At 51.9% G+C, this 14,395-nt stretch carries 9 protein-coding genes and 1 tRNA gene; 7 read left to right on the top strand and 3 right to left on the bottom strand.

Translation table 11 applies throughout. The features are described from left to right. Positions 1-7: 7 nt before the first annotated feature. The 5 genes from dsbC (at position 8) to V2154_RS18130 (ending at position 5,495) form a co-directional block, all read left to right on the top strand. Complete coding sequence (gene dsbC / locus V2154_RS18150) at positions 8-724, top strand: bifunctional protein-disulfide isomerase/oxidoreductase DsbC (protein WP_353504026.1); 717 nt, start codon at positions 8-10, stop codon at positions 722-724. Positions 725-730: 6 nt separating this feature from the next. After that, positions 731-2,464, top strand: a complete 1,734-nt coding sequence (gene recJ / locus V2154_RS18145; protein ID WP_353503322.1) for a single-stranded-DNA-specific exonuclease RecJ — start codon at positions 731-733, stop codon at positions 2,462-2,464. A gap of 151 nt (positions 2,465-2,615) precedes the next feature. After that, a protein-coding gene (prfB, locus tag V2154_RS18140) for a peptide chain release factor 2 (RefSeq protein WP_100936909.1) occupies positions 2,616-3,714 on the top strand; the annotation gives its coding sequence in 2 pieces (ribosomal slippage) (positions 2,616-2,690 and positions 2,692-3,714; 1,098 coding nt in all). A gap of 9 nt (positions 3,715-3,723) precedes the next feature. Further along, positions 3,724-5,268 (top strand): lysine--tRNA ligase, encoded by a 1,545-nt coding sequence (gene lysS / locus V2154_RS18135; protein ID WP_353503321.1) that lies wholly within the window; start codon positions 3,724-3,726, stop codon positions 5,266-5,268. Between the two features lie 153 nt (positions 5,269-5,421). Beyond that, a tRNA-Gly gene (locus V2154_RS18130) sits at positions 5,422-5,495 on the top strand. 27 nt (positions 5,496-5,522) lie between these two features. Here V2154_RS18130 and V2154_RS18125 read toward each other — a convergent pair. Next, positions 5,523-6,413 (bottom strand): GNAT family protein, encoded by an 891-nt coding sequence (locus V2154_RS18125; protein WP_353503320.1) that lies wholly within the window; start codon positions 6,411-6,413, stop codon positions 5,523-5,525. Positions 6,414-6,975: 562 nt separating this feature from the next. On the opposite strand from V2154_RS18125, the gene V2154_RS18120 reads away from it, so the two are divergent. Next, on the top strand, positions 6,976-7,305 hold the full coding sequence (locus tag V2154_RS18120) for a KPN_00521 family repetitive protein (RefSeq protein ID WP_100936908.1): 330 nt from the start codon (positions 6,976-6,978) through the stop codon (positions 7,303-7,305). Positions 7,306-7,443: 138 nt separating this feature from the next. On the opposite strand, the gene fumA is transcribed toward V2154_RS18120, so the two are convergent. Further along, positions 7,444-9,093, bottom strand: coding sequence for a class I fumarate hydratase FumA (fumA, locus tag V2154_RS18115; RefSeq protein WP_353503319.1), 1,650 nt, complete (start codon positions 9,091-9,093; stop codon positions 7,444-7,446). Positions 9,094-9,284: 191 nt separating this feature from the next. Next, positions 9,285-10,796, bottom strand: a complete 1,512-nt coding sequence (locus V2154_RS18110) for an anion permease (RefSeq protein WP_353503318.1) — start codon at positions 10,794-10,796, stop codon at positions 9,285-9,287. A 760-nt stretch (positions 10,797-11,556) separates the two neighbouring features. Between V2154_RS18110 and V2154_RS18105 the strand changes: the two genes are divergently transcribed. Continuing rightward, complete coding sequence (locus V2154_RS18105) at positions 11,557-14,334, top strand: flavocytochrome c (protein ID WP_353503317.1); 2,778 nt, start codon at positions 11,557-11,559, stop codon at positions 14,332-14,334. Positions 14,335-14,395: the final 61 nt, after the last annotated feature.

Here is a 14,395-nt window from a genome sequence, read left to right as displayed (position 1 = left end):
CGAAATGATGAAAAAAGGTTTAATGCTGTTAACGTTACTGGCTGCCTGTATTACTGGCGCGGCCCAGGCTGACGATGCGGCAGTCCAGGGAACCCTGAACAAGCTCGGAATGAAAAACGTTGAAGTTCAGCCCTCGCCGGTCGCCGGTTTGAGAGCGGTAACGACTGACAGCGGCGTGATTTATGTCACCGAAGACGGTAAACACGTTCTGCAAGGCCCGATGTTTGATGTCAGTGGCACCCAGCCTGTGAACGTTACTAACCAGATGCTTATCAAAAAGTTAGATTCGCTGAAAAGCGAAATGATCATCTATAAAGCGGCGAAAGAAAAACATGTGATCACGGTGTTTACCGACATTACCTGCGGCTATTGCCACAAGCTGCACCAGCAGATGCAGGACTATAACGATCTCGGCATTACCGTGCGTTATCTGGCTTTCCCTCGTCAGGGTCTGAATTCCAAAGCGGAAAAAGACATGCAGTCCATCTGGTGCACCGGCAACCGCAAACAGTCCTTTGATGCGGCGATGCGTGGCGACGATATTTCTCCAGCGAGCTGTAAAACCGACATCTCCAAACATTTCCAATTGGGCGTTCAGTTCGGCGTATCGGGAACTCCGGCGATTGTGCTTGAAAACGGCATGATGATCCCAGGTTACCAGCCGCCAAAAGAGATGGCCGCCATGCTCGACGCGCAGGAACCTTCACAAAAAACCGGTGGTTGATTTTAAGTGACTTTGCAGACCCAACTTCGTCGTCGTCAGGCAGCTGACGGCGCTAATCTCCCTGCCGAGCTTTCACCTTTACTGCGCCGCTTATACAGCGCGCGCGGTATTAAAGGTGCGCAGGAGCTTGAGCGCAGTGTTAAAGGATTGCTGGGATATCAGCAACTTGATGGCATTGATGCTGCCGTAGAATTATTGCAGAAAGCCCTGCGCGACCGCCTGCGCATTATGGTGGTGGGCGACTTCGACGCCGATGGCGCGACCAGCACCGCGCTAACCGTACTCTCGCTGCGCAGCATGGGATGCAGTGAGATAAAGTATCTGGTGCCTAACCGTTTTGAAGATGGTTACGGGCTTAGCCCTGAGGTGGTTGAACAAGCCGCCGCGCGGGGGGCCGAACTGATTCTGACAGTTGATAACGGCATTTCATCTCACGCGGGCGTCGACTTAGCCCACGAGAAAGGCATTCAAGTGCTGGTCACCGATCACCACTTGCCGGGCGACACCCTGCCTGCCGCTGAAGCCATTATTAACCCCAATCTGCACGGTTGCGAATTCCCCTCCAAATCCTTGGCGGGCGTTGGCGTAGCCTTCTACTTGATGCTGGCCCTTCGCGCCGCGCTCAATAAAAGCGGCTGGTTCGAAGAGCAGGGCCTTACCGCGCCAAATCTTGCCGAATGGTTAGATTTAGTGGCGTTAGGCACCGTGGCTGACGTGGTACCTCTTGATGCCAATAACCGCATTTTGGTTTATCAGGGGCTGAACCGCATTCGCGCCGGTAAGTGCCGTCCGGGCATTCGCGCCTTGTTAGAAGTGGCAAATCGCGAAGCGCGCACGCTGGCGGCCAGTGACCTCGGCTTTGCCCTCGGCCCGCGTTTAAATGCGGCGGGGCGCTTAGATGATATGTCGGTGGGCGTGGCGTTGCTGCTCAGTGATGACATTGCGCAGGCGCGGGCGCTGGCCAGTGATTTAGACGCTTTGAACCAAACCCGTCGAGAAATCGAGCAGGGGATGCAAGTCGAGGCGCTGGCGCTGTGCGACAAGCTGGAAAGCAGCAGCGACGCGCTGCCCTATGGTCTGGCAATGTATCACCCAGAGTGGCATCAGGGCGTGGTGGGCATTTTGGCTTCACGCCTCAAAGAGCGTTTCAATCGGCCGGTCATTGCTTTTGCTCCGGCTGGCGACGGCGTATTGAAAGGCTCCGGCCGTTCCATTGCCGGTTTACATATGCGCGACGCTCTCGAGCGTATTGATACCTTGCATCCGGGTCTCATGATGAAGTTTGGCGGGCACGCAATGGCGGCAGGCTTGTCGCTGGAAGAAGCCAAATTTGATGAGTTCCGCGATCGGTTTGCACAATTGGTCGGCGAATGGCTGGATCCCTCGCATCTGGAAGGCGTGATTTGGTCTGACGGCGAGCTGGCGGGTCAGGAGCTGACCATTGATACCGCCGAGCTGTTGCGCGACGGCGGCCCTTGGGGACAGTCCTTCCCCGAGCCAACCTTCGACGGGCGTTTCCGCATCTTGCAACAAAAGCTGCTCAAAGAGCGCCATCTAAAACTGATGATTGAGCCTATTGGCGGCGGGCCGCTGCTCGACGGCATTGCGTTCAACATCGATCCGACTTTTTGGCCGGACAGTAGCGTGCGAGAAGTTGAACTGGCCTATCGGCTGGATATTAATGAATATCGCGGAAATCGCAGCGTTCAGCTGATTATTCAGCATTTGTGGCCGAAATAGGCCATTTTCACCCCTGCCGATAGCCTTGGCGTCGTCAAACCGACGGCGCTAAAAAAACAGCAACTTGCTATAAAAGGGCCGCTAATTCCGCTAGAATCAGCGGTTCGAATGGCATTGGGCCAACTCCGAATCAACGTAAGACGCGAAAATCATGTTTGAAATTAATCCGGTAAAAAACCGAATTCAGGACCTGTCCGAGCGGACAAACGTCCTTAGGGGGTATCTTTGACTATGATGCCAAGAAAGAGCGCCTAGAAGAAGTTAACGCCGAGCTGGAACAGCCGGACGTTTGGAACGAGCCAGAGCGCGCACAGGCGCTGGGCAAAGAGCGTTCCGCACTGGAAGCTATCGTTGAAACCATCGACCAGTTAACTCAGGGCCGTGACGATGTGTCAGGCTTGCTGGAACTGGCGGTTGAAGCTGACGACGAAGAGACTTTCCACGAAGCCGTAGAAGAACTCGACCAACTGACCGCCAAGCTGGAGCAGTTGGAATTCCGTCGCATGTTCTCCGGTGAATACGACAGCGCAAGCTGCTATCTGGATATCCAAGCCGGTTCCGGCGGCACAGAAGCCCAGGACTGGGCCAGCATGCTGGTGCGTATGTACCTGCGCTGGGCCGAAGCCAAAGGCTTCAAAACTGAGATGATTGAAGAGTCCGACGGCGACGTCGCGGGCCTGAAATCAGCCACCATCAAAATAACCGGTGACTACGCTTTCGGCTGGCTGCGCACTGAAACCGGCGTCCACCGTCTGGTACGTAAAAGCCCGTTCGACTCCGGCGGCCGTCGTCACACCTCCTTCAGCTCGGCCTTCGTTTACCCAGAAGTGGATGACGATATCGAGATTGAAATTAACCCTGCCGACCTGCGTATCGACGTATACCGCGCGTCAGGTGCGGGTGGTCAGCACGTTAACAAAACGGAATCTGCGGTACGTATTACCCACCTTCCAACCAACATTGTGACCCAATGCCAGAACGACCGTTCTCAGCATAAGAACAAAGATCAGGCCATGAAGCAGATGAAAGCCAAGCTTTATGAGTTTGAGATGCAAAAGAAAAATGCTGATAAACAGCAGATGGAAGACAACAAGTCAGACATCGGCTGGGGTAGCCAGATTCGTTCTTACGTGCTCGATGATGCACGTATCAAAGATCTGCGCACTGGCGTTGAGACACGAAACACGCAGGCCGTTTTGGATGGCGACCTGGATAAATTCATTGAAGCAAGTTTGAAAGCCGGGTTATGAGGAACCAAAATGTCTGAGCAACAACCGTCCGCTGAACAGCAATCAAAAGCGCAGGGCGCTGAGCAAGTACCAGATCTGAACAACGAGCTGAAGGCGCGTCGTGAGAAGCTGGCTGCACTGCGTGAAACCGGCATCGCTTTCCCTAACGACTTCCGTCGTGACAGCATTTCTGACGAAATTCACGCCAAATACGACAGCAAAGAGAACGAAGAGCTGGAAGATTTAGGCGTTGAAGTAACCGTCGCTGGCCGCATGATGACGCGTCGTATTATGGGTAAAGCCTCTTTCGTTACCTTGCAGGACGTGGGCGGTCGTATTCAGCTTTACGTTGCTCGTGATGATCTGGCCGAAGGCATTTACAACGAACAATTCAAGAAGTGGGACTTGGGCGATATTCTGGGTGCTCGCGGTAAGTTGTTCAAAACGAAGACCGGTGAGTTGTCTATCCACTGTTCTGAACTGCGTCTGCTGACCAAGGCGCTGCGTCCGCTGCCGGACAAGTTCCACGGTCTGGCGGATCAGGAAACGCGTTACCGTCAGCGTTACCTCGACCTGATTGCTAATGACGAATCGCGCAAAACCTTCAAAGTGCGTTCACAAATCATGGCTGCGATCCGTACCTTTATGGTCAATCAGGGCTTTATGGAAGTAGAAACGCCTATGATGCAAGTGATCCCTGGCGGCGCTGCGGCTCGTCCGTTCATCACTCACCATAACGCGCTTGATATCGACATGTACCTGCGTATCGCGCCGGAACTGTACCTGAAGCGTTTAGTGGTTGGCGGCTTTGATCGCGTATTTGAGATCAACCGTAACTTCCGTAACGAAGGCGTTTCTCCGCGTCATAACCCAGAGTTCACTATGATGGAACTCTATATGGCGTACGCGGATTACAAAGACCTGATCATCCTGACCGAGAGCCTGTTCCGTACGCTGGCTGAGCAAGTCAATGACGGCAATCCGCAGATCGTTTATGGCGACCAGACCTTCGACTTCGGCAAGCCTTTTGCCAAGCTGACGATGAAAGAAGCCATCTGCAAATACCGTCCTGAAACCAACGTGGCTGATCTCGACGATATGGCGAAAGCCACGGCGATCGCGGAGTCCATCGGTATCAAGATTGAGAAGAACTGGGGCCTTGGTCGCATCGTGACTGAGATCTTCGAAGAGACCGCTGAAGCGCAGCTTATCCAGCCGACCTTCATCACCGAATACCCAGCAGAGGTTTCTCCGCTGGCGCGCCGTAACGACGAGAACCCAGAAGTGACAGATCGCTTCGAGTTCTTCATCGGCGGTCGTGAAATCGGTAACGGCTTCTCCGAGCTGAACGATGCAGAAGATCAGGCACAGCGTTTCGCCGATCAGGTTGCAGCGAAAGACGCAGGCGACGACGAAGCGATGTTTTACGACGAAGACTACGTCACCGCGCTGGAGCACGGTCTACCGCCGACGGCTGGTTTGGGTATCGGTATCGACCGTATGGTTATGCTGTTCACCAACAGCCATACCATCCGCGACGTTATTCTGTTCCCGGCGCTGCGCCCAACGAAATAAGTTCGCAACGGCGAGTGTGATAAAAGGGAGCTTCGGCTCCCTTTTTCATGCCAGAAGCAGTCGGCAAGGCTAATTGCTTAAATCTCAAGCGCATATCGCAAAACACGCCTTGCTCGCCGCACGTAACGGGTTATAATGCCCACGCACACCAAAGCGGGTGTAGTTCAATGGTAGAACGGTAGCTTCCCAAGCTGCATACGAGGGTTCGATTCCCTTCACCCGCTCCAAGTACTCTCTTTTATCCCTCTCGCCTTTCACAACGTTCGATAAAGCGTATGGCAATGTGCCCATCTCTTTTTGTACTCCATTGTGGGTTTGCCGAGATTCACTCGCATCGCTTTTTGCGCAGTCTGCGCCACAGTCTTGGCCTCTTGGATATTCAGCCACATGAGTATGCTGCCCAGGCTGAGGTGTTTGTATTTAGGATCCAGCCCGCCATTCACAACATCAAAATATAACCATTCGGGGGAGTCGGTTTTAACAATATAATCAATGGCGCACGGCTGGTTATCAATCAGCAGGACGTGCCCAAAAAGCATTTTCTGAAATCTATTTGAAAATAATTTGAGAGAGTTAAAATAATCATCTCTAAAGCTTTTCCCCCATCGCATAGCGAAGAGTTTCTTATAAATATGACAGATTTCATCGGGTGTGAAATCTTTTATGGAGCGAATTTCCCCGCCACTACGTTGAAAACTATGTATTTCATTTCTTCTGTTCTTTTGCGTCTTTGAACAGAATTTATCTTTTACCAGGCAAACGCTGCGTTTATTAAAAACGTTAGGCAGCAAATTGATAATATTTTCTTTATTAACGTCAGAGATGATTTTCGATTTGAAAGGTAAGATAAACCGCGAACTCGGTTTGGCAGGAAAAATCGTCTCATCGAAGTTAACATGCTGGTGTGATGATGCGGTTGGCGGCTGGCACAGGTCCATGTTGTCGTTAGTAAAGATGGCAGCGACCTTCTCGCCGTGTTCCTGTTTAGCAAAATAGCGCAGTTTATGGCGGTTTTCCGAATTAATGAAATCAATAATCTCTGGATGAGTATTACTACTGCCACCATAGAGCATATAGATATTGGCATAATCAGAAGCTGTACATTCTTTCCATCCACAAACGGATAATAATGATTCCCTGAGCATATATTCATTCCTTGAATAATGATTTTTAATATTATTTATATTTTATATGTATTTTGATGGCTATGATTTTATCTATTCGTCGAGTACTCCTTGCGCTAAAAGGTTGGGTTATTCCTAATTGGTTATAGAGTGAGAGAGTATAATCCTGCGAAACTAAATTAAAGGTAAATGAAATAGCGAGTATTTATCTCAGATGAATAAAGGGTAAATAAATCATTGGTATGAGTTTTTTTGTTTTTTTTTTTTTGGTTTTACTTAATCGTTTAGTTATTAAAACTAAAAGTTATTTAGCGATTCTCTTACTTAAAGAGGGGAGATATCCATTTATCTAGTATTCAGCACTTCACTTTCCCAATCGCAAAAAAGAACGCTATAGCCGTTTACGCTTTAACGCGGGGCGAAGGCCAAACTTTCTTTTCATAAAAATGATGGAGTTACTCTTTAGGTGCTGCAAAAGTTATCCAACGGAGAACTTTAGGCCTATTCTTACAGCGTATGCGGTAAAACGGGTTCATGCTGTTATCAGGTTGAAATAAACGTATCTGTCCAATGAGGGAGTATTATGAAAAAGGCAATTATTGCTCTGTCCGCGATTTTACTGGCTTCACCTGTGTTTGCTGCCGATACCGTCAGCCACGCAACTGATGAGACTGTCGCTGAAGCGCACAAAGGTGCAGATACCGCTAAAGAAAAACTGCACAAAGAGCAGAATAAAGGCGAAGAGCAGAAGCTGAAAGCTAAGCACGCCGCTGAAGGTAAGCGCGACTCTACCACCAGCAAAGTGTCAGAAGGCACTAAAAAAGGCTGGGATAAAACCAAAGAAGGTTCGGAAAAAGCCTGGGACAAAACCAAGCAGGGTAGCGAAGACCTGAAGAATAAAGTCACTAACTAATCGACTTATTCTCCACACTGAAGGCCGGTTATCCGGCCTTTTTTTATGGGCGTGGCGCTTGAATTTTCTTGCTGCAGACCATAAAAAAGCCCGCCATGTTCGGCGGGCTTTTTGCATTTCAGCTTCTCGCTAGCGAGCTTATTTCACAACGCACTTGGCGCACTGGTTGATGCGGATTTGCTCGAAGAAGTCGTTACCTTTGTCATCCACCAGAATGAACGCCGGGAAGTTTTCCACTTCGATTTTCCAGATAGCTTCCATCCCAAGTTCAGGGTACTCGACGCATTCGAGGCTCTTAATGCTTTGCTGAGCCAGCACTGCCGCCGGGCCGCCGATGCTGCCGAGGTAGAAACCACCGTGCTTGTGGCAGGCGTCGGTCACTTGCTGGCTACGGTTGCCTTTCGCCAGCATGATCATGCTACCGCCGTTGGATTGCAGCAGGTCCACGTAGGAGTCCATGCGGCCTGCGGTGGTTGGGCCGAGGGAGCCGGAAGCATAACCTTCAGGGGTTTTGGCCGGACCCGCGTAGTAAATCGGGTGATCCTTAACATACTGTGGCAGGCCTTCGCCGTTATCCAGACGCTCTTTCAGCTTGGCGTGCGCAATGTCGCGGCCAACGATGATGGTGCCGCTCAGAGAGAGGCGAGTTGAGACCGGATACTCAGACAACTGCGCGAGGATCTCTTTCATCGGACGGTTCAGGTCAACTTCAACCACACCGGTTTCACCCTGCTGGCGCAAGGCTTCAGGGATGTATTTGCCCGGATTGTCTTCCAGTTTCTCAATCCAGATACCGTCACGGTTGATTTTAGCTTTGATGTTACGGTCGGCGGAGCAGGAAACGCCCATGCCGACTGGGCAAGATGCGCCGTGGCGTGGCAGACGAACCACGCGGATATCGTGCGCGAAGTATTTGCCGCCGAACTGTGCGCCGAGGCCGAGATTATTGGCTTCCACCAGCAGCTCTTTTTCCAGCTGTACGTCGCGGAACGCCTGACCGTGCTCATTACCTTCGGTCGGTAGACCGTCGTAATAGTGGGTAGAGGCCAGTTTAACGGTTTTCAGCGTGGCTTCTGCTGACGTCCCGCCAATCACGAAGGCGATATGGTACGGCGGGCAGGCAGCCGTTCCCAAAGTACGCATTTTATCGACCAGATAATCTTTCAGCTTGGCCGGAGTGATCAGCGCCTTAGTTTCTTGATACAGATAGGTTTTGTTCGCCGAGCCGCCGCCTTTGGCGACGCAGAGGAATTTGTATTCGTCGCCATCTACGCTGTAGAGGTCGATCTGCGCTGGCAGGTTGGTGCCAGTGTTCACCTCTTTATACATATCCAGCGGGGCGTTTTGCGAGTAGCGCAGGTTATCTTCGATAAAGGTGTTGTACACGCCTTTGGAAAGCGCGGCTTCGTCGCCACCGCCGGTCCAGACGCGTTGACCTTTTTTACCCATGATGATCGCCGTGCCGGTGTCCTGACAGGTTGGCAACACGCCTTTGGCGGCGATTTCGGAGTTTCTGAGGAATTGCAGCGCGACGTAACGGTCGTTCTCGCTGGCTTCCGGGTCATCAAGAATGGCCGCCACTTGTTTCTGGTGAGCCGGGCGCAGCATGAAAGAGGCGTCGTGGAAGGCTTGCTGTGCCAGCAAAGTCAGACCTTCTGGCGCGACTTTCAGCACTTCTTCGCCATCAAACTGGCTAACGGAAACGTGGTCACGGGTTAACAGATAATATTCGGTGTCCTCTTTGGCGAGAGGGAATGGATCTTGATAATGGAAAGTTTTATTCGACATTGTTTTCTCACTTAATCCGTTATTGCCGCCATGGGTACAGCGATTTCCTGGAGTGATCTTCGGGTAGATCGGGGGCGACGTTTTTATTCGTGTGTATGTTGCCAGCCAAGGTGATTGGCTGGCAACAGGCTGGGGATGTTTTATTTGAGTAAAAGCTCTGTTAATGGCTTGAGTGTCAAATTAATCCTCCTTTAGAACAGCATGGCCATCCAAGGGTAGCCGATAAACAGCAGGGCGGCTAAGAACAGTGCGCCGAAGATGGTGCCTAGGCGCCAGTAGTCTTTGGTTGGCAGATAACCGCTGCCGTAGTAAATCGGGCTTGGGCCAGTACCGTATGGAGTGATGATCCCCATCACACCCAGAGACGTCACCATCAGCAGGCAGAAGACTTGCAGATTGATGCCTGGGATAGCGGCACCGATGGTCAGCATCGCAGGCAGCAGCGCCGTGGTGTGCGCGGTGGTGCTGGCAAACAGGTAGTGCAGCAGGTAGAACGCCAGCAGCAGCACGATGGTCGCTGTTCCCGGAGAGATGCCGCCCATCAGCAGCGCGCCTTCTTTACCTAACCAAGAGATGAAGCCGGTGCGAGATAAGCCGTCGGCCAGAGCCACCAATGTGGCGAACCACGCGAAGGTGTTCCACGCCGGTTTGTTGCTGGTGATGTCGTTCCAGTTCAATACGCCGGTCCACAGCATCAGCACCACTACCAACAGGGCAGCCATCGCAGGTTCAATGAAGCTGGCGGCGAAAATCCACATCATCAGGGCGCAGCATACAAAGACCAGCAGCAGGATTTCATGACGGGACATTTTGCCCAGTTTGGCCAGCTCGGCGGTGGCCCAGCGCGGCACTTCATCATTCACTTTGACTTCCGGCGGGTAGAGCCAGTAAGCCAGCAGCGGCATGGTCAGCAGTAACAACAGACCCACTGGCAGGAAGGCGAAGAACCACATTCCCCAAGAGATATTGATGCCGGTGATGCTGTTAACGATGCCCAGTGCCAGCAAGTTAGGTGCCAGCGCGGAGAGGAACATGGAGCTGGTGATACAGGCTGCGGTGATAGCGACCCACATCAGATAAGAGCCGATTTTACGCGCACTTGGGTCATTCGGTTTTGAACCGTACAGCGGCGGTAAGTTAGCAATGATTGGGTAAATAGTCCCGCCGCTGCGCGCCGTGTTTGACGGAGTGAAAGGCGCCAGAAGCAGATCCGCGAAGGCGATGGCGTAACCTAGCGTCAGGCTGCGGCGGCCAAGATATTTCACCAGAATCAGTGCCAGACGGCGACCGAACTGGGTTTTATCGTAGCCCGCGGCAAACATGAATGCGCCGAAGATAAGCCACACGGTGGAGTTGCCGAAGCCGCTCACTGCCCATTTAAAGGACTGCGCCGCCATTTTGAATTTCGGGTCAGCCAGCTCAGCCGGGCTAAACAGCAGCCACTGGCTGAACAGCGCAATCACCACCACGCCGGTCAGGCCAATCACCGCGCCAGGCAGAGGCTCAAAAATCAGACCGACAATGACACCGACGAACACGGCGAAGAAGTGCCATGCGTGAGGCTGCAAGCCTTCAGGGACTGGGATAAACAACAGAATTACGGTTACCAGAATGGGCATAAGCATCATCATCAGGCGGTTTTTTTTACCGCCTGAAACTTTGCTAACCGGAGGTGTCACCATCGTTTTAGAGATATCAGTCATAGGTTTGACCTAACAAGTAGTTGAGAATTCTGAGTACCCAAGATCTCGCGAGCGGCAGGGAGGTCACTGCGGGCTCTTAACGGCTCTGTTGGGTTGATGTGCGTAATAAAGTCAGCGTATTTTTGATTTTTTTAGTTACTTAACTTTCTTAAGCTATTTAATGGCGGCATTTACGTTGCTCCATTATTGATATTCATTATTTGGTAGGGTTATCCCCCTTAATGGGGAGAAGTTATTTATATAATGCGATTTTCCTGTTTATTACTTTTGATCTGGATCAAGAAAAGCTATTTATATTTTTCTTTTTAATCATGCACAAAAATAAAGGTTAATTTTGGTGGGAGTGATACTAAGTGAAATTAAGATAGGAATTTTAGTATGAAATGCTTGCTCCCGTAATCATTGGTCATACTCTGGGGAAGTGTGGTTGATTTTAGTTTTATGATTTTAAAGGGTTATTTTAATTGATGGCTTGTGTCGGGTTATTGCGTCTCATTCTTGATAAAGCATTTTTTCCTAATTAAATATAAAGCTGGTGAGTGTTTGATTAAATGTGATCATTCTATTTGTCATTTAACAATGCATTAATAAATGCAGCGGGATATTAATAGGTAAATAGTTAAATAACTAAGGTTAGAGATTATGAAACTAAAGAAAGTAATATATTAATACTATGAGAACGGAGACTAACTAAAAAGAATTAATTAATCCGATACCGAATTCACAAAATATTAAACACTTTAGGTTGGAGTTAATTATTATGAAAAATCGCGATCGGTTATTGAGTCCTATTACTCTGCCAAACGGCACCGCGTTGAAAAACCGTTTGCTGATGGCACCGATGACCACCTGCACCGGCTTTTACGACGGCTCAGTCAACAGCGAGCTGGTGGAATACTACCGCGCCCGTGCTGGTAGCATCGGCACGGTTATCGTCGAGTGCTGCTTTATCGACGACAAAGGTCTGGCCTTCCCCGGCGCCATTGGTATCGACACCGACAGCAAAGTGCCGGGGCTGGCTAAAATTGCGCAAGCAATCAAAGAGAAAGGTTCAAAAGCCGTATTGCAGATTTATCACGGCGGCCGCATGACCGAGCCAAAACTGATTGGCGGCCAGTCTCCGGTCGCGCCGAGCGCGCTGGCCGCGCCGCGTGAAGGTGCCGCCACCCCCATCGCGCTGACCACGGAAGAAGTGGACGGCATGATTGCTAAGTTTGGCGAAGGCGTGCGTCGCGCCATTGAAGCCGGATTCGACGGCGTGGAGATCCACGGCGCCAACACCTACCTGATTCAGCAGTTCTTCTCACCAAACTCCAACCAGCGCACCGACCAATGGGGCGGCAGCCGCGAAAACCGCGCCAAATTCCCGCTAGCGGTGCTGGAAATCACCCACCAGATGGCGCAGCAATACGCCGATCCTTCTTTCATTATCGGCTACCGCTTCTCACCAGAAGAGATTGAAGAGCCGGGCATTCGCTTCGCTGACACCATGTACCTGCTGGAAAAGTTGGCGGCGCGCGGTGTGGATTACCTGCACTTCTCCGTCGGCTATACCCTACGTCCTTCGATTGTTGATAGCCAAGATCCAACGCCGCTGATCGACAAATATGTCGCGATGCGCTCTGAGACGCTGGCTAAAGTGCCGGTGATGGGCGTCGGTGGCGTGGTGAATATGGAAGATGCCGAGCTGGCGCTGGAGCACGGTTATGACATGGTGGCGGTCGGCAAAGCCTGCATCGCTTATCCAGATTGGGCGGATCGCATCACCCAAGATAAGAAACTCGAGCTATTTATCGACAGCACCCAGCGCGAAGCTTTGACCATCCCGCAGCCGCTGTGGCGCTTCTCGCTGGTCGACGCGATGATCCGCGACATGAGCATGACGTCGAAAAAATTCAAAGCCGGCGTCTTTAATGAAAAAGTGCAGGACGATACCCATCAGCTGGCCATTAACGTCAGTCTGGAAACTGACCGCATTGCTGACATCGAGCTGGATGCCGATGCCGAGCTAGACGTGGCCTTCACCACCAGCTTCGAAATCATCCGCAGCCGCATTCTGGATGCTAACAGCCCGCACGTGGACGCCGTCACCGGCGCGACCACGCAAAGCGAAGCCGTGAAGAAAGCCGTTTCAAAAGCTATTGCTAAATCCTGCAAAGCCCAGCTGCTGGAAGAGGGCGGCAGCCCGTCAGCGCCGCAAAGCTATGACGTGGTGGTGGTCGGCAGCGGCGGTGCGGGTTTGGCCGCGGCGATCCAAGCCTGTGATGAAGGGGCGAAAGTGCTGGTGGTGGAGAAAATGTCCACCATCGGCGGCAACACCATCAAAGCCTCTGTCGGCATGAACGCGGCGGAAACGCGTTTCCAGAAACTCAAAGGCATTGAAGACAGCAAAGAGCTGTTCTACCAAGAGAGCCTGAAAGGCGGCCAGTTCAAGAACAATCAGGTCTTGCTGAGAGAGTTCGTCGAGCGCGCGCCGCAGGCCGTGGAGTGGCTAGCCGAACACGACATCGAGCTGAGTGATATCACCATCACCGGCGGGATGAGCATCGACCGTACTCATCGCCCGGCGGATCGCAGCGCGGTGGGTGGCTTCCTGATTAGCGGCCTGGTGAAGAACCTCAACAAACGCAATATCGACGTGATGCTCGATACCTCGGTGACTCAGATTCGTTATGAGCAGGGCGCAGTGCAGGGCGTAGAGCTGTTAAACGATGAAAACGAAGTGCTGACCATCAATGCTAAAAGCGTGATTGTGGCCACTGGTGGCTTCAGCGCCAACCGCGACATGGTGGTGAAATATCGCCCTGAGTTGGACGGCTTCGTCACCACCAACCATAAAGGCGCAACCGGCGGCGGTATCGCGATTTTGCAGAACATCGGCGCAGATACTGTGGATATGGGCGAAATTCAAATCCACCCAACGGTTGAGCAAACCACCTCTTACCTGATTTCAGAAGCCATTCGCGGCGGCGGGGCGATTCTGGTCAATCAGGCCGGTAAACGCTTCTTTAATGAGATGGAAACCCGCGACAAAGTCTCGGAGCAAATCATTGCCCAGCCGGAAAAATATGCTTACGTGGTATTTGATGAGCAAGTTCGACTGAACAACAAGGCTGCCGATGAGTATATCGCGCGCGGTTTTGTGATTAGCGCCGAGTCTCCGCGCGAGCTGGCTAACAAGCTGGAGATGGATTTCCACGCCTTCCTCGCCACCCTCGAGACTTACAATGTCGCAGTGGATAAGCAGCACGACGCCGAATTCGGCCGCACCACGGCGATGCGCCACCCAATCAATCAGGGGCCGTTCTACGCCATCCGCATCGCGCCGGGGGTTCACCACACCATGGGCGGCGTGACCATTAACACCGAAACCTGCGTGCTGGACAGCCAGCAGCAGGCGCTGAACGGCGCTTTCGCAGCCGGTGAAGTGGTCGGAGGCATCCACGGCGGCAACCGAATTGGCGGTAATGCCGTTGCGGATATCATCATCTTCGGTATTCTTGCAGGACGCAACGCCGCTCGCTTCTCGATGAAATAACGGCGAATAGCCTGTGTCGCCTCCCCGGCGCGCAGGCTTTATCCACTTGATTGACGAGATA

The organism is Ewingella sp. CoE-038-23 (assembly GCF_040419245.1).
Classification (GTDB): Bacteria; Pseudomonadota; Gammaproteobacteria; order Enterobacterales; family Enterobacteriaceae; genus Ewingella; species Ewingella allii.
The sequence above is the reverse complement of the archived record's forward strand: the minus strand, read 5'-3'. Positions and strand labels throughout refer to the sequence as shown.